23 protein-coding genes are annotated in these 23,134 nt (G+C 42.8%); 10 read left to right on the forward strand and 13 right to left on the reverse strand.

The window, feature by feature from the left end; genetic code table 11:
- Positions 1-35: 35 nt before the first annotated feature.
- The 7 genes from PCAR9_RS14045 to PCAR9_RS14075 form a co-directional block, all read right to left on the reverse strand.
- Positions 36-1,061, reverse strand: coding sequence for a LacI family DNA-binding transcriptional regulator (locus tag PCAR9_RS14045; RefSeq protein ID WP_179984134.1), 1,026 nt, complete (start codon positions 1,059-1,061; stop codon positions 36-38).
- A gap of 183 nt (positions 1,062-1,244) precedes the next feature.
- Positions 1,245-1,874, reverse strand: coding sequence for a uracil phosphoribosyltransferase (gene upp / locus PCAR9_RS14050; protein WP_179984135.1), 630 nt, complete (start codon positions 1,872-1,874; stop codon positions 1,245-1,247).
- 206 nt (positions 1,875-2,080) lie between these two features.
- Positions 2,081-2,302, reverse strand: a complete 222-nt coding sequence (locus tag PCAR9_RS14055) for a helix-turn-helix domain-containing protein (RefSeq protein ID WP_015067690.1) — start codon at positions 2,300-2,302, stop codon at positions 2,081-2,083.
- 370 nt (positions 2,303-2,672) lie between these two features.
- Positions 2,673-3,182 (reverse strand): WbuC family cupin fold metalloprotein, encoded by a 510-nt coding sequence (locus PCAR9_RS14060; RefSeq protein WP_232091210.1) that lies wholly within the window; start codon positions 3,180-3,182, stop codon positions 2,673-2,675.
- Between the two features lie 79 nt (positions 3,183-3,261).
- On the reverse strand, positions 3,262-4,263 hold the full coding sequence (gene ylqF, locus PCAR9_RS14065) for a ribosome biogenesis GTPase YlqF (protein WP_179984137.1): 1,002 nt from the start codon (positions 4,261-4,263) through the stop codon (positions 3,262-3,264).
- 38 nt (positions 4,264-4,301) lie between these two features.
- Positions 4,302-5,084: a TrmH family RNA methyltransferase gene (locus tag PCAR9_RS14070; protein ID WP_179984138.1), complete on the reverse strand. Its 783-nt coding sequence runs from the start codon at positions 5,082-5,084 to the stop codon at positions 4,302-4,304.
- A 93-nt stretch (positions 5,085-5,177) separates the two neighbouring features.
- The gene (locus tag PCAR9_RS14075) at positions 5,178-7,208 is read right to left on the reverse strand and encodes an aminotransferase class I/II-fold pyridoxal phosphate-dependent enzyme (RefSeq protein WP_179984139.1); all 2,031 of its coding nucleotides are present in this window, start codon (positions 7,206-7,208) and stop codon (positions 5,178-5,180) included.
- A 198-nt stretch (positions 7,209-7,406) separates the two neighbouring features.
- Between PCAR9_RS14075 and PCAR9_RS14080 the strand changes: the two genes are divergently transcribed.
- The 3 genes from PCAR9_RS14080 (at position 7,407) to PCAR9_RS14090 (ending at position 8,743) form a co-directional block, all read left to right on the forward strand.
- Positions 7,407-7,772: a hypothetical protein gene (locus PCAR9_RS14080; RefSeq protein WP_179984140.1), complete on the forward strand. Its 366-nt coding sequence runs from the start codon at positions 7,407-7,409 to the stop codon at positions 7,770-7,772.
- A 1-nt stretch (position 7,773) separates the two neighbouring features.
- Positions 7,774-7,980 (forward strand): hypothetical protein, encoded by a 207-nt coding sequence (locus PCAR9_RS14085; protein WP_179984141.1) that lies wholly within the window; start codon positions 7,774-7,776, stop codon positions 7,978-7,980.
- Between the two features lie 106 nt (positions 7,981-8,086).
- Positions 8,087-8,743, forward strand: a complete 657-nt coding sequence (locus PCAR9_RS14090) for a crotonase/enoyl-CoA hydratase family protein (protein ID WP_179984142.1) — start codon at positions 8,087-8,089, stop codon at positions 8,741-8,743.
- A gap of 57 nt (positions 8,744-8,800) precedes the next feature.
- Here PCAR9_RS14090 and PCAR9_RS14095 read toward each other — a convergent pair whose 3' ends face one another.
- Complete coding sequence (locus tag PCAR9_RS14095; RefSeq protein WP_179984143.1) at positions 8,801-9,316, reverse strand: Mpo1 family 2-hydroxy fatty acid dioxygenase; 516 nt, start codon at positions 9,314-9,316, stop codon at positions 8,801-8,803.
- A 210-nt stretch (positions 9,317-9,526) separates the two neighbouring features.
- Between PCAR9_RS14095 and PCAR9_RS14100 the strand changes: the two genes are divergently transcribed.
- From PCAR9_RS14100 to PCAR9_RS14120, 5 genes are all read left to right on the forward strand, one after another.
- Complete coding sequence (locus tag PCAR9_RS14100; protein ID WP_232091211.1) at positions 9,527-10,357, forward strand: META domain-containing protein; 831 nt, start codon at positions 9,527-9,529, stop codon at positions 10,355-10,357.
- 753 nt (positions 10,358-11,110) lie between these two features.
- Positions 11,111-12,577 carry a betaine-aldehyde dehydrogenase gene (betB, locus tag PCAR9_RS14105; RefSeq protein ID WP_179984145.1) on the forward strand — a complete coding sequence of 489 codons (1,467 nt, stop codon included), beginning with the start codon at positions 11,111-11,113 and terminating at the stop codon, positions 12,575-12,577.
- 18 nt (positions 12,578-12,595) lie between these two features.
- Positions 12,596-14,248 (forward strand): choline dehydrogenase, encoded by a 1,653-nt coding sequence (betA, locus tag PCAR9_RS14110; RefSeq protein WP_179984146.1) that lies wholly within the window; start codon positions 12,596-12,598, stop codon positions 14,246-14,248.
- A gap of 168 nt (positions 14,249-14,416) precedes the next feature.
- Positions 14,417-15,634: a BCCT family transporter gene (locus PCAR9_RS14115; RefSeq protein ID WP_179984147.1), complete on the forward strand. Its 1,218-nt coding sequence runs from the start codon at positions 14,417-14,419 to the stop codon at positions 15,632-15,634.
- A gap of 139 nt (positions 15,635-15,773) precedes the next feature.
- Positions 15,774-16,496 (forward strand): TorF family putative porin, encoded by a 723-nt coding sequence (locus tag PCAR9_RS14120; protein ID WP_179984148.1) that lies wholly within the window; start codon positions 15,774-15,776, stop codon positions 16,494-16,496.
- 123 nt (positions 16,497-16,619) lie between these two features.
- Here the strand turns inward: PCAR9_RS14120 and rlmF are convergent, their stop codons facing one another.
- Entirely contained in the window at positions 16,620-17,594 is a 975-nt protein-coding gene (gene rlmF / locus PCAR9_RS14125; protein ID WP_179984149.1) for a 23S rRNA (adenine(1618)-N(6))-methyltransferase RlmF, read from the reverse strand.
- A 6-nt stretch (positions 17,595-17,600) separates the two neighbouring features.
- Complete coding sequence (gene soxR / locus PCAR9_RS14130) at positions 17,601-18,077, reverse strand: redox-sensitive transcriptional activator SoxR (protein ID WP_179984150.1); 477 nt, start codon at positions 18,075-18,077, stop codon at positions 17,601-17,603.
- Between the two features lie 107 nt (positions 18,078-18,184).
- On the opposite strand from soxR, the gene PCAR9_RS14135 reads away from it, so the two are divergent.
- A complete protein-coding gene (locus tag PCAR9_RS14135; RefSeq protein WP_179984151.1) occupies positions 18,185-18,565 on the forward strand; it encodes a VOC family protein in 381 nt (126 codons plus the stop codon).
- Positions 18,566-18,724: 159 nt separating this feature from the next.
- The gene (locus tag PCAR9_RS14140; protein WP_179984152.1) at positions 18,725-20,068 is read left to right on the forward strand and encodes a M24 family metallopeptidase; all 1,344 of its coding nucleotides are present in this window, start codon (positions 18,725-18,727) and stop codon (positions 20,066-20,068) included.
- A gap of 189 nt (positions 20,069-20,257) precedes the next feature.
- On the opposite strand, the gene PCAR9_RS14145 is transcribed toward PCAR9_RS14140, so the two are convergent.
- The 3 genes from PCAR9_RS14145 to PCAR9_RS14155 form a co-directional block, all read right to left on the reverse strand.
- Positions 20,258-20,725, reverse strand: coding sequence for a DUF3718 domain-containing protein (locus PCAR9_RS14145; protein WP_179984153.1), 468 nt, complete (start codon positions 20,723-20,725; stop codon positions 20,258-20,260).
- 322 nt (positions 20,726-21,047) lie between these two features.
- Positions 21,048-22,160, reverse strand: a complete 1,113-nt coding sequence (locus PCAR9_RS14150) for a hypothetical protein (protein WP_179984154.1) — start codon at positions 22,158-22,160, stop codon at positions 21,048-21,050.
- Positions 22,161-22,208: 48 nt separating this feature from the next.
- Positions 22,209-23,009, reverse strand: a complete 801-nt coding sequence (locus PCAR9_RS14155; RefSeq protein ID WP_179984155.1) for a PaaX family transcriptional regulator — start codon at positions 23,007-23,009, stop codon at positions 22,209-22,211.
- Positions 23,010-23,134: the final 125 nt, after the last annotated feature.

Raw genomic sequence — 23,134 nt, forward strand, 5'->3', positions numbered from 1 at the left:
TCGGGCGCCTTATTAACCTTTTCGGCAAAGCTTCGTTATACGGTCTCTCCAACGCGAAGCTCAAAAGGCAACGTACTTTTGGTAGAAACCATATTAAGTAGCGCTTTGGTTGCTTCAACACCTTTACTTGCACTAGATTGGCATACGGTAGTCAGACTAGGTCGTGCGCGTTCAGCTTCTTCGATACCATCAAAACCGGTTATCTTAAGCTCTTCTGGAACATTAACTCCCATATCTAAGGCTAAGTTAAGCAACTCCAGCGCTATAATATCACTCATACACAGGACTACATTGGGTCTCGGAGAGCTGGTCAGCACTTCTTTAGCTGCCTGCCTTGCAAAGTGTCGATCACTTTCTGGAAGGTGCCATATACGCTCATTGCTTACCGCAATACTTTTTTCTTCAGCTGCCTTTAAATAACCATCAAGACGACGGTGGGCAATTGAGCTAGCTACATCAATCAATGGACTATCATAGATACGACACGTAGAGGGTGAATCGATAAGGCGTAGCCCAAATATGGCCACATTGTCACCTTCTTTTAATGCATGGGACGCAACGCGATACGCTGCTTCTTCGTTATCTATATTAATAGACGGCTTATCTTCAATATCAAAATCAACCGTAACAACCGGCTTAGGAGATACCGCTAGTTCTTTTACCAAATTACTGTTGCGTGGCTGACCATAGCAAATAAAGCCGTCAACAAAATCAACAACATCAAGCAGGCTATTTGAGTCACCCGCATATAGTAATAAGTGCTTCCCATTCTCCTGAAGGGCAGATGAAACCCCTTTGATGAATGTGCTAGCTACGGGGTCACTCACCATGTAAGAAATACTATCGGCGAGTACTAAAGCCACAATATTAGAGGTCCCCTTTCTAAGGATTTGCGCTGCTTTGTTCGGGCCACTGTAACCAATCCTTTTACACTGTGCCAAAATCTCTTCGCGCTTCGCTTTGGATAATTGGTCAGGACGATTAAACGCATTTGAAATGGTTGCCGTTGATACGCCTAACTGCTCAGCAACATCTTTAAGGGTAAGTTTCGTTTTATTCATTGTTATTAGCTCTTTTAACGAGACTTACTACCCTGAGTTGTAATTAAAAAAGGGTAGCAAGCGTGCGCTTCGACTACCCTTTGACTATAACATTAACTTAAACGTTTAACGCAGTTTTTAACTAGGAACTTGGCGTTTTAGTCTAAAGTTTATTGGCAAGCTTAATATTAAGAAACTGGCGCCTTATCTGGTACCGAAAATTTTATCCCCAGCATCACCTAGGCCCGGCAGTATGTAGCCTTTTTCATTCAATCTTTCATCAATAGCAGCTGTGAATATATCAACATCAGGGTGGGCATCAACCACGGCTTTAATGCCTTCTGGTGCTGCAACAAGGAACAGCCCCATAATTCGACGACAACCTTTCTTTTTAAGTAGGTCAATAGTAGCAATTAGGGTTCCGCCAGTGGCAAGCATAGGGTCTACAATCAACGCAGTACGCTCGTCGATATTTTTTACCACCTTATCAAAGTAGGCAACGGGCTGAAGGGTTTCTTCGTCGCGATATAGACCAACCACACTAATTTTTGCATTTGGGATTAACTCTAGTACACCTTCAAGCATGCCCAAGCCGGCGCGAAGAATAGGCACTACGGTTATCTTCTTGCCTTTTATTTGTCTTACTTCTACCTCGTCGCCAGACCAGCTTTTTATAATCGAGCGTTCTGTAGGCAGAGTTCGCGTTGCTTCATAGGTCAGCAAATTTCCCACTTCAGAGGCAAGCTCGCGAAAATCTTTGCTACTAATTTTGGCATTTCGCATAAGCCCTAGTTTATGCGCAATAAGCGGATGGGTAATTTCGTGAACGGCCATGTAAGACTCCTTGTAATCGATTCCACTATATTTTAACCCAGCCATGCCTTAGTTAAAGCGATTAGTCGTAAAAATATGTTTATTCAATGCTTACTTAGGACAACCCAGACAGATTTCAAGAAAACCAGCTTGTTATCCGCGCACTACCTTTGCTAATTATTCAACAGACTTTGAAGTAATTTATGGTGTGTATGAGCGCTACTGATCTACCCTACTTGTAAAGTAGCGCCGTCGGGCATAGTCACTTCAATTTTCATATTTCCGCCAACGGCCGCTAAATATGCTGCTGCGCGATGAAGAGAAACATCTTGAATACGCTTCGATTCCAGCTTGCTCACGCCAGAGGCAGTAACAGATAATGCCATTGCTACGACTTCTTGTTTCACTCTATGCTGCTTTCTTATGTCACCTAGTGTAATTTCTTTCATTGTTTTTTACCGAGAATTTCGGGCATTAAAAAAGCCCAGATGGTGGTACCTTCTGGGCTTTTGCAAAACGTTCTTACCTGCAGTGCCCAGAAGCCAATAATTGCCCCTGAACACCGACGGTCAGGTGCAATCAGTAATTAAAATTATAAAAATAACCAGTTGAAACATTTCGCATAATAATTCTCTTTTTACAATGTACTTGTACAAACGGCATTCTGCCGAGACTAAGTAAAATAATGGGGGGCTAATGGTTATTATTTGAAAACAATAGCCGCCTCGTGTCACTTATCCTTAACCATACCATGTAGATAAGCAATAGCAATGACTTTCCAAAGAGGAAAGTACGCAAAACAAGTTGAAAGCCACCGTTTTAGGAAATGTGCGAGCTCAGGCAGTTAACTTCAGAACCCACCTTTGCTTGTTTAAGCGAAGCGAGAAAGCGTGGTACAAGGTCGCTTCCCTCTTCAGGAGACCAGTTTGCAAAGCCCTTATCCACTGACATTTCGTAAGGTCCCTGCTTAACTTCCATGAAAACTACTGGGCTGTGGCACACAGTTGCATGCCAAGTATTAGGGGGAATTTCAATTCCACTCGTTTCACCATTTGCCGCTAACGTTACTCTTTCTGTAACTACGCCTTCATCGTTGAAAAATAGAATATTTAGCTCGCCTTCTACTACCATGAAAAACTCCCATTTATGCGCCTGCACGTGTCTGTGAGGCCGCACGTAAGAGTCTGGCATCATGGCAATGAAAAGACGCTGAACCAGATCAGTATAAGATTTATGAACGTTAAAATTAGCTCGGCGGCGAGGACTCTCTGCTGCTTTCTGTTTTAAGTCACTAAACAATGCTTTATCAAAATACTTAATATCGTCCAACGTCATTTCCTAACTAATGCTTGGGGATTGCATTAAAGCCTATCGCTTCTCCCTCTAATTCCGCAAGCATCAAAAGCTATCATTTGTTTTTCTTCATTCTGCGGCTTTGCTCTTGACGCTTCTCTTCTCGCTTTTCTTTCCTATCTTTCTTATCTGGCGTCAACGAGCCTGTTTTGAATTTTGCTTTACGCTTGGCTTTCGCTTCAGCTTTCTTCGCCGCTTCAAGTGCCATTTCCTCTTTTTCGACTTCCAGCATTTCCGGTGTCTCTAGCGTTATTCGCCCCAACTTACCCGACTGCAGTTCTTTAAGCAGGATCTCGCATATTTTATGAAGATTTACGCGCCCACCCGCTTGAATCGCCCCACGCGTTTTAGCGGCGGCTTCCAAAAACTCTATTTCAGTATCTGGCAACTCGTCCAGCTTGTAGCGCTCCTTCATTACCTCTGGATACGCTTTAATGAGGTAATCTGCCGCAAAAAAACCGACATCGTCGTATTCCATGGCGGTATTTTTAACAGCGCCTGATGACGCTAACCGGTAAATGGAATGTAGATTTTCAAGCTTAGGCCAAAGTACGCCTGGTGTATCAAACAAGATAATACCGCTGCCTAAATTAATGCGCTGCTGGCTTTTTGTAACGGCTGGCTCGTTACCTGTTTTCGCGATGATTCGGTCGGCCAAAATATTAATTAGCGTCGATTTACCCACATTAGGTATACCCGTGATCATAGCTTTTATTGCTTTGGGCTGACCTTCTTTATACGAACAAATGCTTTTAGCCAGCTGCATTATTTGCTTGCTATTGCCCGGGTTATCGCTAGAGGTCGTAATCGTCTTCACGCCGCGCTCTTTCTCTAAGCTTTCCTGCCAGCGCGCAGTTATTTCTGGGTCTGCCAGATCGTACTTATTAAGAATTTTAATACAGGGCTTATCGCCGCGTATTTTTGCAATTTCAGGGTTTTCACTGGAATATGGAATACGTGCGTCAAGCACCTCAATAAGAATGTCTACTTGATTAAGCGACTCTTTAATTTCTTTCAGGGCTTTGTGCATATGCCCAGGGAACCATTGTAATGCCATGGTTGTTTCCTATCGTAATCGAGTTGAGGGAAGTGTGCTTAACGGGTTAATTCATAAGCGCAGATATTCACAGCGCTGGCTAAGTTTAACGAGTCAATCTTACCGCTTCCCGCAATGGTATACGCCGTTGCGTTAAGCTTTGATAGCGCTTCAACAGGAACGCCGCGTGCTTCATTGCCAAAGAGATAACACTGGTAATCACGAAAAGTGTTAGAGGTGATATTACTACCATCCATATCCAAGAAAGCGAAACGTTCGAACCGCTCCCCTAGGCTTTCAAGCGCTACGTTTAACTCCATGTTCACGTGGAAAATAGCCCCCATACTTGAGCGCACAACTTTCGAGTTGTATGGATCGACACTGTTCGGGCTTAGTAGTAGCGTAAAATTGCCAAACCACGCGAGGGTTCTTAGTATGGTGCCCAAATTGCCAGGGTCTTGTACCTCATACAAATAGATGTACTTTTCGGTACTGGATTTGTTTGGGGAAATGTTGGTTTGTGACCGCTGTGAGCCTAACGAAGTGTTAGGAAGTGGAACGCGAGCAATAATACCTTGAGGTGATTTGGTATCGCTTAGTTGCTGCATTTGTTGAGACGATACCGTTTCTACCTTCATATTAGAGACTGAAGAAACAAGTCTTTCTTTCACCCACTCCTCATAATCAGCTGTCACATAAAGGGCGATATCACCTAATATACTGCTGTCATGCCGAGCAACATTAATTAACTCTAAAACTAAGTGCTCCCCTTCCACCAAATAGAATCCGAACTGCGTTCTAAATTTCTTTTGATGAAGCTTTTTCACATCACTTAGTTTCATTTGCACTGCCCTTTTTATAACTTTCGGCGCAAGTGTAAGGTAAGTTCAGGAAAAGGCAAGGTGACAATTTACCCTGCCTATAACATGGTTTAATCATTCTTCAGAAACCACATAAATGTCACCGTCGTAAATACCTTGCACGGTAAGCTTCTGGCTTGCCAGTGCCTGAAGGTAATCAATATGTGCTTGCTCCACTTTCTGCCCAGGAACAATAAGCGGAATACCAGGAGGATACGGTGTAATTAAGCCAGCTGCTGTGCGTCCAACACTGTTTTGCCATGGTATGGCTTCCCTAGGGCTGAAAAACGCTTTTGACGGAAGGTCATCTAATTGAATTGGCGGAATGTCTGCCGGTAACGGACTCTTGCTCTTGCGCTTGCTTAGGTTAACGGCGCCATCATCAAGACGTTTTAACGCGTTGTATAGCCTCACAATTTTAGAGCGCATTCCACCTAGCGTAAGCAGTACTAGAATAGTGCTATGAGTGAACTTCTCTATTTCTAAACCGACTTCGTCCATCAAGAAACGATGTATTTCTTGATTAGAGTAATCTAGCGCAGATACGTCAATTAAGATTTTAAGCGGGTCGTGCCCAATGTTGTCACTTTCAAAGTGAGAAAACATATTCGCAAAGTCACTAGGCGAAAGTATTTTAAGTCGCTTGAACTTGGCCATTTGCGATTTGAGTTCGGCAACATTGCTTAGAAGCTCATTAAGGATTTTGTAGCCTTCCATTTCCAGCTGCTGACGACATACATCAAGCGAGGCAATGAGTTGATACTTGGGCGAGGTACTGGTGTGAATTGCAAAGACTTCTTTAAAGAAGTCTTTATCGAAATCCGGATCGTTTACATGAATAAATGAAGCTTGCGAAAACGCCGACACCACTTTGTGCGCAGAGTGAGTAATATAGTCTGCCCCAGCGGCGATAGCAGAGTAGTCACGCAATGCAGGGTGGAACAAGGAATACGCAAACCATGCTTCGTCAATGAACACTTTAATGCCATGCTCGTGGGCTAAATTTACGACTTGCTTAAGGTCAGTCAATAACCCGTCGTAGGTACAGCCCGTCAAAACGATAAGTTTAGCGTCAGTATTTTCTTCAATAAGCTGCTTAATTTGCGCCATTCTAGGGGGTGAGAAAATACCGTATTCAGGGTTAAATACACTGTCTAAATACACCGGCATGGCTCGCGCCTGAATAATGCCGTAATGCACTGACTTGTGGCAGTTTCTGTCGGCAATAACTTTGTCGCCCTCACGCAACAGCGTCTGCAAAATAATTTTGTTTGATGTCGAAGATCCGTTCGTGACGAAATAGGAATGACGAACTTCAAATGTATTGGCAACAGCGGCTTGCGCTTTACCAATAGCGTGAGTGCCATCTGATAGTGAACCCAGCGAGTCTACGCTTACCGATAAGTCACTAACAAACACGTTACGCCCAAAGAAGCGATAAAAATCACTGATATAGGGTGAATTTCTAAAGCTTGCGCCACCGCTGTGACCTGGCGTATGCCACGAGTCGTTAGACTCCACTACATAGTCTTTGTATTCAGTCCAAAACGGCGTTTCGTTTCTATCATCAAAGTCATTGATGATATAACCCAAAATAGACTCTGGGTCTGAAATAATGTCGTTACGATAGAAGAACGATTCAATGCCATTGGCTTGGTTTACAATATCCAACCCTTTTACTGCGTCGCCTAAGACATACACGGGAAGCTCAGGGCGAATACGTTTAATGGCGTCGATAACTCTAGCGTTATTATCAATCACCGCGTTACGTGCAGACGACTTTTCGCTTGTGGTTTTCTCGTTCGCGTTTTGTGAACTAACGCTTTCGGCTGCGGGGCTCGTATTTTCATTAAGTACGCCATTTAAAGGCACTACGTCTGTTAGCTCTTTAACCTTCGCCACCACATCCCAGCTAAATACAACAGCCTGAATGTCACCGTCTTCACGAACAAATTGCAGTGCTTTTGCAACGGAGTTCGCTTCAAGCAGACTTATTTCAACGTCACTTCGGTCAAAGTAAGTGATGGTGTTGCCTATACTTGACGTAATTTGTTCCAACAGATCAACAGCATCTTCTATAACAAGAATTTTTAAATGAGGGCGCATTAACCAACCATGTAATTAATAATGAACATTTAGCACTAGGCTAAAACTCATAAAACTAAGAATCAATAAACTAAAAATCTATAAACAAAAACAGTAAAACTAAAAATAGTGTAACTCTGAATTTCACTGGTGTCGTGTAAACTCTTGCTATGTCGTAATACTAGTGCCTAAACGAATTGGACCGGGGCTAAACCACTCATGCACACACCTTCCCTTCAGAACCAATTCCCACCCGCTTATCTTTCAAACTCAACAGAGCACAAAAGTAACTTACGAGAATTCTTACACTACGCGAAAAACGTGCTCCCTTCTATTGCATCTGCAAAGAAAAACGCCTGGCCAATACATCATGACCACTGCTTTATGCGGGTGATTTTAGACAATATTGTCGGCTGTGCTTGGTATGAGGTCATTCCCTCGCCGGCCTATAAAAACCTGACCGTCGAGCAAGCCAGCGCTGCATTAAACCTTGCCAAACAAATAGCCACTGAGAGTGTCTCGCTTCACGCACTCAACCAACAGTCGAAACAATGGCGCAATAAGCAGCTAAAGCTGGAGTTTTAGTGTGACGAAACGAACAACCATTAACGATGCAATTTTAATAGAGGATGGCCAAGACCTAAAGCGAATTGTGAAAGATAAACGTGCGCAATGGCGGGCTAATAACGCGAAAGCGCGTCGCAGGCAACGCCGATATAAAAAGAAGCTTATTGCAGAACTTCCGCGAATTATTACCGATATTCATAGCACATATCCCGAAGATGAAGCCTAAAGCACTATCATAAAAGAAATCAATTACCTACAATCACTGCTAGAAAGTTGCGCTGAACAGAGTGTAACGTAAATTAACTCCTACTAAGAAAGTGACAGGACATACCATGGCGTTTAATTTAGCTATTAATAACGATATTGCAGTAATCACCTTTGACGACGGAAAAGTTAACGCCGTTGGCTTTGAGCTTATTCAGAAGTTTAACGATGCCTTAGATGAAGCAGAGCAAAACGCAAAAGCGGTTGTATTACACGGTGGTGAAGGCAAGTTTTGCGGCGGGTTTGATTTATCGGTAATGAAAGCCGATGACAAAGCAAAACAACAAGAGTTGGTATCAAAAGGCGCTGAATTAATCGTACGCTTATATAGCTTCCCACTACCTGTAGTCGTTGCTGCAGAAGGTCACAGTATTGCAATGGGCGCTATTATGCTTATGGCTGCCGACTTACGTATCGGTAAAGATGCAGACACTAAGTATGGCCTTAATGAAACCGCCATTGGCATGGTGCTGCCGCCATTCGGTATGGAACTAGCCAAAGCCAGACTCGCCAATACTAGCCAAACTGAAGCCTTACTATTCTCGCGTATCTATCAAGGCAGTGAAGCGGTTAAAGCAGGCTTTTTAGATGCGGCAGTGCCTCAGGAACAAGTACTAGCAACGGCTATGGGTTACGCAGAAAAACTCAAGATGTTACCTAGGAAGTCTTTTGCTGAGTCTAAAATACAATTGCGTAAAGAAACGATAGAGAAGATGAAAGCTTAGCGCTTAAGTTATAACAGCGCGTTGAAACTGGTTGTTTCAACGCGCTGTCTAAAGCAATTACTTTACAGGTCCAGAACGGCGTTCAATCTCATCTTTGAGGGCGTTTCTTAGGCCCAATTCGAAACTCAATTCAGCAAGCACAAAAAGTGGGCCTATAGCCAACCCCATTATGTCGTCGACAAACGCAGGCTTTTTACCCTCATAGTGATGACCAATAAACTGCAGTACCCACCCACCGATAAAAATACCTAACGAGATAGCAAGCCACATATTTATACTAAGTTGAGCAATAGGTTGAGCGAAATAGACCATAGCCCCCGTAATAAATGCCATAACAACGCCCAGTTTTATGTCTAACTTGATATAGAATGCATTGCCTATCACCCACACGAACAGAGCTGGGCTAATGACCATAGCTCCCAAAATGGGGGCATTTACATGAAATGCAGGCTTACTAAGTAAGCAGAGCACCGAAAAAACAATAAGCGGGATGCCTATGTAATGGGTGTAGATGTTTTTCTGATCTCTATGGTACTTAGCGTACTCACTTAAGTGTTGTTCTAAATTTTTCATACTGCGCCAACATTTTATTTGTATTGTAGTGGTCAGTTTACTCCTTGCGGTTACATGCAAACTGTCGGTTTAACGACAAACACAACAAAACTGGCTTAGCATTTACGTTTTTTTAACTGAATAATATTGCTGAACTTAGTCGTGAAAAGCGACTCCTACCGCTATTGATGAATAATAAGTGGAGTTTTCATGAATAAAAGGAAGTACCTTTTGACTTTAGCAGTACCTGCACTTCTCGCCTTAACGGCTTGTAGTTCAGTTTCTTCAATGTATTCGAATGATGAACAAGGACAAAGTAGTGAGGAGAACAAGCTAACACTTTCAGCTAGCCATTGGCAGGTCGAAAGCATAAATCAAGCAGGTATTATCGACTTTAGCCACGTTACTCTTAATGTGAATGTAAATGGTGATGTTAGCAGAATAAGCGGAAGCACAGGCTGTAATCAATATACAGGGGCGCTCGATGTTGCGAATGCAAACAAAGCATTCAGTGCAGACAGCAATGCTCAACCCTTCTCTGCCGATAAAATTGTACTTACCAGAAAGATGTGCGCCCCAGCACTTATGAAACAAGAGCAAGGTTTTGTAGATGCTCTGGCTTCATCGAAAACTTATGCAATATTAAATAACACATGGCTAGTCCTGTATGACAGCAATGACAACGAAACAGTAAAAGCGATAATTTCGTCTTCCTCCCAAGGTTCTAACTCCGGTAATGCTAATAAACGCGGGCTTGGAACTAAAAAAGGGTCGAAAGTCGCCGCTAACAAGCAAGACATGGCCGGCGCTACCACGCAAGCCAATAGCAGAACCTATAAGTGTGAGACACCAAACGCCAGTATCACAGAATTACGCGTAAATACCCTTGGCCCAGATACAAAAGCACTCTCGCTCAACAATGCCCATCACATTGTGCAGCTATCACGCTCTGCATCGGGAGCGAAATACACAAACAACAAAGGTGTGGTGTATTGGAATAAAGGTGATGTTGCCACCGTTTCTATAAACTCTGGCTACTACCACTGTACAATTAATCATTAAATTTCAGGCGGCAGTATTACCGTGTAATACTGCCGCCGCATTTTATTTAGAATGGTTCACTACTATTTATGTCATGCTTCGACATTTTAGGTAGAGTGCATAAGCCGTTTTGCACTTATTATGAGTTACACATGCTTTGTTCTCATCTTTAATCACTAAGCAGCTCTTAATAAACGGCACTTTTTTGTTTAAACCAATTTGTGGTTTACCTATTTTACTTTACCTACCACCACTTACTGTCGAATAGTTTCAATTAAACACTTTTTCATAGTTCCCCCTCTTCGGGCTAAAGACTCTCATGTGGAGTTAGCGCTTTATTTATATATTTAATGTTACGCCTTTAACCAATATAAATCAGCCACTTAAGCTACAAACACACGCACTTAACATACTTATCACTTGCCGTTAAATATGCTTCGACGTTGAAACAATAGTTAGAACACTATACAATTTATTTTTATTGAACAGCCAATTAAAATAAAAACACTACTTAAGCGCACCTAAATTAACTCCTGTAAAGCCTGCAGAAACGCGGCTCAGATAGAGGTAAAGGTAAAGAAAGCTAAAGTGGTGTTTATTGAGCGAAGAGCGATTAGTTCGAACATTTCGAACGCTTAGCAAGAAAAATAGTTTCAACACTATTCATCGTATTGAAACCAAATATGTGTATTAGCTTGTACGTATTTATTTTTCACGCAAAGAGCGCGCTAATTGGCGAGCGTTGTCAGCACTATTAAAAGTAGGAGTTTATGCATGTCATTACCAACTTATCAGAATTTCATTCACGGCAAGCCGATGGCGAACAAAAGCAAAGAAACCTTTGCAGTAACCAATCCTGCAACCGGTGAGGTAATTTATCACGTAGAAGTGGCTGATGAGTTTATCCAACAAGAAGCGATTAAGAGTGCTAAAGAAGGCTTTGCGGTATGGTCAGCAATGATGCCTATCGAAAGAACTCGCATTCTTAACAAGGCGGTTGCACTGCTTCGCGAAAGTAATGATGAACTCGCCAAATTAGAAGTGCTTGATACCGGTAAGCCTATTCAAGAAGCTGATTGTGTAGATATTGAAACTGGCGCTGACGTCATTGAGTACTATGCGGGCCTTGCTCCTACTCAACTGGGCACTCAGCAACCCGTTGGCGGTGATTTCTTCTACACGCGCAAAGAGGCACTAGGAATCTGCGCTGGTATTGGCGCGTGGAACTACCCTATTCAAATCGCTTGCTGGAAGTCAGGCCCAGCGCTTGCTGCTGGTAATGCATTTATATTTAAACCATCAGAAGAAACGCCGATGGGCGCGCTTAAACTGGCTGAAATTTTTATTGAAGCTGGTGTACCTGCTGGCGTATTCAATGTTGTACAAGGTGCAGCGCAAGTTGGTCAATGGCTTACAAATAGCCCAGACATTGAAAAAGTATCTTTTACCGGCGAAGTTGGAACAGGTAAAAAAGTGATGCAAAGCGCCGCTGCATCGAACTTAAAAGACGTGACTATGGAGCTTGGCGGTAAGTCTCCGCTTGTAGTATTTGAAGATGCGGACATTAGCCAGGCTATCAGCGCCGCTATGCTAGGTAATTTTTATACTCAAGGTGAAATCTGCACTAACTGTACCCGTGTTTACGTTCAGCGCTCGGTGTATCAAGCCTTTATTGATGAGCTTAAAACCCGTACCGAAAACAATATCATTATGGGTGACCCGCTAGACCCTAATGTAAACCTAGGCGCACTTATCTCTAAAAAGCACCAAGAGCTAGTGCTTAGCTATATTGCGAAAGGTAAAGAAGAAGGCGCAACGCTATTAACCGGTGGTAACGCAGCCTCACCAGCTTCTGCTCCTAACGGCTATTTTGTTGAACCAACAATTTTCACAGATTGCACCGACGATATGACTATCGTTAAGGAAGAGATCTTCGGGCCAGTAATGAGCGTTTTGGTTTTCGATGATGAAGACGAAGTGATCGCACGAGCAAACGACACTGAGCTAGGTTTAGCCGCCGGTGTATTTAGTAAAGACATCCAGCGCGCACACCGCGTTATCCACCAGCTTCAAGCCGGTATTTGCTGGATAAATGCATATGGAAACTCTCCTGCTGAAATGCCTGTAGGCGGCTATAAACAGTCAGGTATTGGACGGGAAAACGGCGTTGAAACGCTAAATAGCTACACGCAAACCAAGTCGGTTTATGTAGGTATGAGCCAAATTGAAAGCCCGTTTTAAATCGTAGTAGGAGTACATATGCAGACATTTGATTACATTATTGTTGGAGCAGGTTCTGCTGGGTGTGTGCTAGCGAACCGCCTGTCGGAAAACCCAAAGCACAAGGTATTGCTACTGGAAACCGGTGGCTCTGACAAAAGCATTTTCATAAAGATGCCAACAGCTCTGTCTATTCCAATGAATACCGACAAGTATGCATGGCAATTTAATACTGAAAAAGAGCCGTATTTAAACAACCGTGAGATGCACTGCCCAAGAGGCAAAGTGCTTGGCGGCTCGTCGTCTATTAACGGTATGGTATACGTACGTGGCCATGCTAAAGACTTCGACGAATGGGAAGCACACGGCGCAGAAGGTTGGAATTACCAAGCCTGCCTACCCTATTTCCAAAAAGCAGAAACCTGGTACAAGGGTAACGATGCTTATCGTGGTGGCAATGGTGAACTTGGCGTTAATAACGGCAATGAAATGAAAAACCCGCTTTATACCGCTTTTATTAAAGCCGGAGAACAGGCGGGCTACGACATCACGAGCGATTATAACGGCAAGCAACAAGAGGGCTTCGGGCCTATGCATATGACCATCAAAGACGGCGTACGCAGCTCGGCAAGCCGTGAATATCTTGACCCGGTAAAATCGCGTAAGAATTTAACCATAGTGACTGGCGCGCTGGTTACTAAAGTTGTGCTGGAAGATAAAGTCGCAAAAGGCGTTGAGTATGTGGTTAATGGCAAAGCTGAAACCGCCAATACGTCTAATGAAGTTATATTAAGTGCCGGTTCTATTGGTTCGCCACATATTCTGCAACTTTCAGGCATCGGCGATAAAAATGTTCTTGAAAAAGCAGGTATCGATGTTAAACACCATCTGCCGGGTGTGGGCCAAAACCTGCAAGATCACTTGGAGTTCTATTTCCAGTACAAGTGCAAGCAGCCAATTACGCTAAACCGCAAGCTCGGCTTAGTTTCGAAAGGGCTAATTGGCGCTCGCTGGTTACTAAACCGTTCAGGTTTAGGGGCTACGAATCACTTTGAGTCTTGCGCGTTCATTCGTTCTAAAGCGGATGTGGAATGGCCTGATATTCAGTACCACTTCTTGCCAGCAGCTATCCGTTACGATGGTAAATCAGCATTCGACGGCGACGGCTTCCAGGTACACGTAGGTCACAATAAACCCAAAAGTAGAGGTAGCGTTACCATTCAGTCGGCTGACCCGACAGTGCCGCCAAAAATCTTGTTTAACTACTTACAGCATCAAGATGATATTGAAGGATTTCGAGCTTGCGTAAGACTAACAAGAGAAATCATCGCACAATCTGCATTCGACGACTTCAGAGACGGCGAAATTCAGCCTGGCGAGCATATACAAACAGATGAAGAAATCGATGCCTTTGTGCGCGAAGCTGTTGAGAGTGCTTACCACCCGTCGTGCTCGTGCAAAATGGGCGAGGATGACATGGCAGTAGTAGATTCACAAACCAAAGTACATGGCATTAAAGGTCTGCGTGTGGTGGATTCATCCATCTTCCCTACCATTCCAAATGGAAACCTAAATGCACCTACCATAATGGTAGCTGAAAAAGCGGCAGACAAAATTTTGGGTAAACCTGCTTTACCACTACAGAATGTGGCGGTGGACATCCACCCTAATTGGCAAACCGAGCAACGCTAAACGTTAAAGCGATTTAGCACCAGTGTGCTTGTTTTTGCAACAAGCGCACCTTCCACAGTGCCTATATGCCACCGATTAAGGTGACGATGCGTGTAGCTGGGTGGACTGTTTAATAACGAAAAAAAGGAAAAAACATGTTTTATTTTTATCAATACTGGGAGGGTGATAATGACAGTATGGCTTAGTGCAGGCATTATTTTCACTCTACTTTCGGTGGCCTATATTTTGTTTAAATGGGGCAACATGAAAGTGGTCGGCGTAACGCCAGTTAGAACCTTTACCTTTATTGCTATTCTTTTTACCTCGGGTTTGGATGTGGGCCTTATTATGTTCCCACTCACTGAATTTGCTGGTTATGCTGACATAAGCGCAAGTCCTGAATACGCATTCACCAATCCGCTCGCCATTGAGTTTGGGTTTTGGGGTTTCTTAATTTGGGGATTCTACTTTCTTACTTGTTTTTATTTCTGCGTAATAGAACCCAAGGTTAAATTTTTCGAGCTTCCTATCGTTAAGTTCGTAAACAACGTGGTAATCATAGGTACTTGTGCTTTCACAGCTTTCTTACTGCTGTCTAACCTTCCATGGTACCTGCCGGCAGTGGGCGATGGAGAATCTATCGTCCCGACGTTTTACCTAATCGTGTTTGCAGCCATTGCCTTTGCTGTTTACTCAAGTACTAGTATTAAATACGTGCGTATTTTAAGCCTCACTACAACGTGGGTATTTATAGCGCTTATTATTGGCATGTGGGCGGCGGCATTTGTGTTTGGTGAAAGTGAGATATCAGCTTACTTTGTGAACCTCGGGCTTATTGGCGGCTATTTTGCGAATATTGATAACTTCGTTCTGCCCATAAATGAGTATCATGAGTTTTACCTGTTCTGGTGGTTCAGCTGGAGTATCATGATAGGTCAGTTTACCTCTCGCTTTGTAGGCGGTCTCAAAACCTATCAAGTTATGTTAGCTATGATGATTATCCCATCTATCCCTATCGCCGCGTGGTTTTCGGTACTGTACCACTATCACAGCGCTGGTATTCCAACAGAAGGAATAACCAATATGGCTATGGTATTTGTAGGTATCGTTTTTGTAATCAATTCACTTGATTCTCTAATAAGACTTTATACCGACAATCTTAATATGACCGTGGAACGCATTGGTAAAGGTAACTACATTGCTCTGAACATAGTCGCACTATCGTTACTTACACTGCTGTTCAAATTAGACTTCTTGCAAATTCAGTGGGTAGGTGCGTTAGTTATCGCTATCTTCTTTAGCTGCTTTGCTTTCATTCTAAGTCAGAAGTTTAAATCGGTGACGGCTATCAAAACCTCGCCGAAAGAAAACAAGATCGACTTTACTAAGATAGAAAATCTCAACTAACTAAATCATTTACTTCTTACCTTCTTAACATTGGCTCACTTTGAGCCAATGGGGGTAAGTATTGCCCGAAGCTCGCGTAAGAGCGCGCTTTATGAGAAATGGGCGAAATAAAACAACGATAAAAAACAGGTGTTTAACAATGAAAAAATTGAATTCTCTTTTTACATCAACTCACATATTCACAGCGGCTCTCGTAACAGCATTGTATTCTTCAGCCACATTCGCTGATTGGAGCGCCAATATCTCTGCGGTATCAGATTATACCTTTAACGGTCTAAGCCAAACACAAAACGACCCGGCTCTTCAGGGAGGTGTTGATAAAGCTTTTGATAACGGGACTTACGTTGGTACTTGGGCATCTAACGTTGATTTTGGTGGCGATACCAACCTTGAATGGGACGCCTACATTGGTCGTTACCAAATGCTCACTGAAGCTGTCAGCATTGACTATGGCATTGCCTACTACTCCTATCACGGCGGTGACGATTCAAGCGACGGTAACTATCCGGAAATTTATACTAAATTCGGCTATGCGAGCGACTATGGTAATACTGAGCTTAACCTGTGGTACACGTGGGATTACTTTGGCACAGGCTCGAGACACGCAGTTGCTATGATTGCTCACACCTTTGAACTTGCACCTAACCACAACCTTCGTGCAAGCTTTGACGTATCTAACTCATTAGACAGCGATACTTGGGTATGGCGTGACGAAAACACGTCATTCTATCACTACCGTTTGGCCTATCAGACAAGCTACAAAGGATTAGACTTTGAAATTGCTGCTGAAAACACAAACCTTGATATAGATACCGCCGACGAGCGTATTGTGTTTGGTGTATCTAAGACCTTTAGCTTCTAAATTTCGATCTCTGGCATAGTTTTTACGAAAAAACATGTACTAATTTGAATGCATGCGAGCACCACATATCCGGTGCTCGTTGTTTCAAATGCTTTTAACTAATCGCGTTCAGCTACTTGGCGATTAAAATGTCCATGCAATAAAGCGGCTTAGTTTGCTTCCCAGCCCCATATCAACCACTTTACACTGGGTTGCACCGTAATAGTTGATACTGGTTTTTATAGGTTTTAGGTGAGCACTTTTGGAGACTAAGCAGGTAAACCACTCTACGTTGTTTTTTACCGATACGCTTTCTTGCACCATGCGCTGAATAAAAGCCAGTTCGCCGCCTTCACACCACAATTCATTAGCTTGACCTGCAAAATTTAAGTTCGCATTCTGCCTTTGGTAAGAGGCATTTTTGCCGTACAGCTTAGTTGAACGCCCCCCTAAACCTTGAACTTGATTATCGGTAAACTTTCCACCACTTCGCTTCTGCTTATTGCGAGTTAAATTGCATGTTTTTCTTCGTGTGCCAGACAGCGCTTCTTGGGCAGACTTATGAAACGGAGGGTTGCACATAGTAAAGGTAAACCGTTCGTTTTCTTTAATGACGCCGTTAAAAATGTGCGCACTATTCCTTTGTTTACGAACTTGGAACTTATCGGCCAAGACACTATTTTTGCTAGCAATGACACTAGCATTTTTTACAGCAGCTTCATCAACATCACTACCTACGAACGACCAATCATAAGATGTAACGCCGATAATAGGATAGATAGCATTTGCGCCCACGCCTATATCAAGCCCACGAACGTTTTGTCCTTGCCCGCTTTGCGCACTGCCTCCTGTTGATTTTAATAAGTCAGCTATACCGTGGATATAATCGGCCCTACCAGGTACAGGTGGGCATAAGTAGCCGTCGGGTATATCCCAGTAATCAAGCCGATAATAGTGACGAAGCAAAGCTGCATTAAGTAGCTTTACAGCTTGTGAATTAGTGAAATCTATACTGATATTGCCACTTTTAGCTTTAACGAGAAAAGGCTTAAGCGCAGGGTATGACTGGCACAGCGCATTCATTGGATAGCCGTTCTTATGTAGATTTTTAGGATGCATGAAGCGCTACTTTTTGTGTGAAACTAAAAACTGAGATTGCACGTTTTCATCGAGCAACTGGGCGCCACTACCTTGGGCTGCCACCTTATCGTCAGTATTGTAAAGCCTACAGCGCTCTAATGACAAACACCCACAGCCAATACAGCCTTCCAACGAGCTTTTTAAACTGGTCAGCGCCGCAATTTTTGCCTCAATATGCTTATTGAATACTGTGCTCAGTTTAGCCCAATCGGCTTGGGTAGGTGTTCTGTTATCTGGCAGCGTAGACAATAAGTTCTTTATTTGCGCAAGGGTATAACCCATATTTTGCGCGATTAAAATAAAAGAAACTCTGCGAATAACAGAGCGAGGGAAAGCTCTATTACCTCCACTGGTGCGCACTGAAGGAATAAGCCCTTCGTTAGCATAATAGCGAATTAATGACACTGCATTACCTGTACGCTTTGCAATAAAGCCAATACTTACGAAGGGTTCCGGTGCCATAGCGCCTCTCTTCTCATCATTTTTTATAGTGCATAAAAGTACTTGATCTAAAGTTAGCTTTAGATATTAAGCTGTTTTGCGTTGATTATCTACACAAGGAAAAACACATGACAGTTGCATACTTAGAGCACACAAATATTACCGTTCAAGACCCAGATCAGTTAGCTAGCTTACTTTGCACGCTGTTTGGTTGGAAAGTAAGGTGGAGGGGCGGCGCTAAAAATGACGGCTACACCGTACACGTAGGAAACGATAGAGACTACCTTGCCCTTTACAGGCCCAAAACTATCAATGATATAGAAAGCGATTATAAAACCTTAGCCAACATCAATCATATTGGCATTGTTGTGCCAAATTTAGACGAAACCGAACAGCGGGTTCTTGCCTTAAATTTCAATACCTACAGCCACGGTGATTATGAACCAGGTAGACGCTTTTATTTTATGGCACAGCAAAACATAGAAATTGAAGTCGTTTCATATGTGTAATGCCATCAAGTGTTACACCTAGCTGAACTTTCAATTTTAGTGTTAGATTAACATTACCTCACTTTTGCGCGTTTTACTTAGCTTTTTGTTTGCTAAGTTTGTTTACTAAAAATGAACGCGCACTGTGATCATTTCAATAATAATAGACAGGAAACATGGATGAGAAAGGTACTAGCGATAAGTTTAGGTTTAGTAATGTTATCCCTATCGGCAAGCGCATGGGCAGATAACATACTTAGTATGAAACAGAGAAGCGAGCTGATCGACAAAATCACAGTTGAACGCTTCAATTCCGTGTTGCCCCCAATAATGGAGCGTGAAGGCATCGATATGTGGGTGTTAATGTCCCGGGAATACAATGAAGACCCTGTTTTAAAAACCATGCTGCCTTCAACCTGGATTTCCGCAAGACGCCATACCATGTTAGTCATTTATAACCCAGGTAATGATCAACCATTGGAACGTTTGGCCGTTGCAAGATATGCAGTAGGCTCGCTATTTAAAAAAGCGTGGGACAAGGAAGCACAACCTGATCAATGGAAAGCCTTGCAACACATTATAGAAGACCGTAATCCTTCGAAAATAGCCATTAATACGTCAAATGCATTTGCTCTTGCAGATGGCATGACTGCTACCGAACACGAAAAATTTATGGGTGTACTTTCTGAAGAACTAAAAAGCCGAGTAGTGAGTGGTGAAAGGCTGGCTATAGGTTGGTTAGAAACGCGAAGTGAACTGGAAATGCAGTATTATCCCGTACTCACTCAAATTGGTCACTCGCTGATAGCGACAGCATTTTCAAATGAAGTCATCACACCTAACGTAACCACTACAGACGATGTTGTCTGGTGGCTTCGGGATCAAACTCGTGCCTTAGGGCTCACCAATTGGTTTCATCCTACTGTTTCCATCCAAAGACAAGACGATGAAGTGTTCGATCAGATCAGTGCTTTCAGCAAACGTCCAGGCGAAAACATTATTCGGCCGGGCGACCTGATACACGTTGATTTTGGCATTACCTACTTGCGACTTAACACGGATCAACAGCAGCATGCTTACGTATTAAAACCAGGAGAAAAAGATGCGCCTGCGTCACTTAAAAATGCGCTTAAGGCGGGTAACCAGCTGCAAGACATACTGACTGGTAATTTTAAAGTAGGTAGAACAGGTAACGCTATTTTGAGTATGTCGCGACAGCAGGCTATCGAACAAGGTATTACGCCCGCTATTTATACTCACCCGCTGGGTTTCCATGGGCACGCAGCTGGCCCAACGATAGGAATGTGGGATGCACAAGAAGGTGTGCCGATTCAGGGTGACTACCCTATGTTTGCACAAACGGCTTACTCAATAGAACTCAATGCAGCGAGCTTTATTAAAGAGTGGAACAAAGAAATTAGAATTATGCTGGAAGAAGATGCATTTTTTGACGGGAAGTCAGTAACCTATTTAGATGGTAGGCAGACCGAGTTTCATTTGATTCATTCTGATGAAAAGCGATAAATACATGCGTGCATGCGTGATATCTTGCGCTAACTTCAAGAGTAATAGATGTCGATTGGCTAAAAAGCCAGAGTAGAAAAGGGATTTAGAAGTAAAATTCGTAAAGTGTCAGGCCTTTCGCCTTTTCAAGCGAAAGGCCATGAAACTGTACAAAATATTAGCAGTAGGTTGCTATCCTAAAACGCGGTCTTATTCAGCTGCTGTGCGAACTACTACGTTTTCTGCGCTGTATTCACGAACGAAGTCAGACATTTCTTTGTGGTTACAGATGATGTTTTCACCTTCCAAACCAAACTTCGCTAGTGCTGCATCTTTACCTACAGAAAGTGCTTCTAGACACGCTTGTGAAGCAACATCTTTATTCTTTGCAACAAGTGCTACTGTTTTTGCGTTTTCAGTTGCCTTGTTGTTTTTGTACATGTAAGCGAAAGTGCGAAGCGACTCACCGTTACAACGTACAGATGCACTGAACTCTTCAGCGTTAAAACCATTTGCGCGGATAAGGCGCAGAGCTGGGCCAAAACCTTCTTTAGCCGCAGTTAAACACGCTTGTGTTTCGATGTTGTCGTTAATTGGTTTTAGTACTACATCTTTTGCGAAAGATTGAGTAGCAGCAACAGTTAATGTTAAAGCAATAGCGAAAGTAGACAGTTTCATTTTTTGAATTCCTATTTTGTAACTAAATTAGATATCACCTAAGTGATGTGTACATTATGAACAAAACTTTCAAAAAATAAAGCATTTTTCGTAATTTAATTACAGAAAATGAGAATTAAACATACAGGTCACGACAAAAATGAAAGTAATTTACATAAAATAACAACATTTATATAAAAATTTACATATAAGTCTTTTTAGTTACAGGTTGCCCATTACGGGCGCACAAAAAAGCGCGCATGAAATTACTTTCAGCGCGCTTAATTCCAAAAATCACAGTGGGGGTAATAGTCGTTACCAACGTGACTCTAAAGTTTTTGGCCTACAAAATGAGATCGTGCATCCAATTAAGTGATGGCAACTGCTGTTCTGGTTGGTAAAAGAGACGATTAAGCCTACCCAATAAATTAACTGAACGACTTGGATCATGGGCTTTCACCCTGTGCTTACTTTCGGTAAGCATGAATTCCCAAGGCTGAAGATTGAGGTCGTCTACTTCTTCTTGCGTGACACCAAGTGACTTCAGTGTTGATAAAATGCGTTCTGTCTTACTTTCGATAATAGGGATAATCTCATTGCCATAGAGATCATCGAGCGGTTTATTGATAGCTTCCAAAGTATGATTTATTGCTGCCCATACCTCATCGTGATCGAACGCCCAGCCCCGCGGAGCATAGTAGCCTTCTATTTCCCATTCAAACTCAGCATTACTCACCGCAATAGAGCTTTCAGCTTCTGGAGAATAGGCTAAATCTGGCTTAGCGCCGATATTGTATGCATCAACACTCATGGCAATACAAATAATCAAATCACCGCAGTGTTGCTTATTTGTGTAAAGCGCTTCAAATGCCGCACGCTTAACGCCCATCCAACCGTGTACTTTTGATGGCTGCTCCACGAAGTGTCTTACATCATCCGGTAAGTCTTCACCATAGGCATCAATGAGCAATGGAAGCGGGTTCTGATCTGGGGCTTCATCGGGCATCCACACTTCGTATTCTTGTCGGTTATCAGCTTTCCCGCGACTTTTTATTCCATATGACAAATTCACGGGGCGGCAAATACTTCTATCTTCATCTACTTTATGAAAATACTCAGAACGCATGCGTTTTATAAATGGAGCATCTAACCCCGCTAACGCTGCTGTTGGATAGCGATAGCCTATTTCACTATGTTCAACCATGTGTAGCGTTGGAATAGCTTGCGTTAGCTTATTTTTAAGCCCTGCCAGTGCGTTCACTTTTGGAAGAACAATACTTCTTTCTGGCTCTATAGTAAGCCTGCTTCCATCTTCAGTGACGAATTTTGGTGTTTTGTGAAATTCATAACCTGAGAACCCTAATACATTCACTGCGGCATTTCTATATTGAGAAAGCTCGTTAAAAAGCGCAGTATGATTACGAATATGTTTAAATAACGGTCTTGATACGGTCATATTTACTTCCATTTCAGCTACTTCCGTTCTAATTCAGCGTTTACTCACCTAATTTTGGTCTAAAAAGCGAAGCCATATTTGTGCGCCCATATCATCGTATTTTTTTACAAGGTTACGGTAGCGCTCTCGCATCGCCACATCTACAAATGGTGAAGGCAGTAAAGGGTCAAACACCAAGTGGTATAACGCTCTGTCTCCTATCACATAAGACTCTTTAGTGGCTTCTTCAAGGGATAAAGTAGGCATTCGGGCAAGAGATTTCTCTATTTCACAGCACCCGTCTTTATAAAGCGTTTCTAGATTTAGGTGGTTCCATAGTTTCATAGCCTTAGCTTGCGTTTGATTATCAAAATCGTTGGCGCTAAACACAAGTGCTTTGCCTGATAGACCAAGAGTGTGAAGTTTGTCTCGCACCTCACTTATACCACCTGAAAAATTGTTCGGCCTAATATACATATCACTTGCAAGTTTCATCATACCCACAAGTTTAAGTGCACGTTCAGTAGTCCTCAGCTGCTTTTTATCACTTTTAGGAAGTAAACTGGTTTGAGCAATAATCCAGTCGTTCTGCCAAGGTACGAGCCCATTTTCATCCTCTCGCCACTGATGTATTTCCTTAGCAAACCTAACCCCCTTGTCAGCCAGTTTATAATCCCCCCTATCAATCAAGGTGATGAGCTGGGCTGACTGCAAACGGGTTAGCGTTACTCGAATGTTGTTTTCAGAAATACCAAACAGTGATCCCACTCGAACGGCTGCACTAGCATTCATTTTAATATTGTCACGGGAGCCCAAAAGCTTTAGCAGTAGCTTTCTTGCAACGGGCTTTTTCTCTTTTTCTAATTGCAAACTCTATTTACTTCTTTGTCTCAGATAATGGCTAAGCAGTGGCTAAGCAATAACTTCTGTTTCAACTTACCTAGTTGCTTACAAGGTATAAGCTCGGTCATGCATACTTCCATCATTATATAAAC

This window comes from Alteromonas macleodii (genome assembly GCF_903772925.1).
Lineage (GTDB): Bacteria > Pseudomonadota > Gammaproteobacteria > Enterobacterales > Alteromonadaceae > Alteromonas > Alteromonas macleodii_A.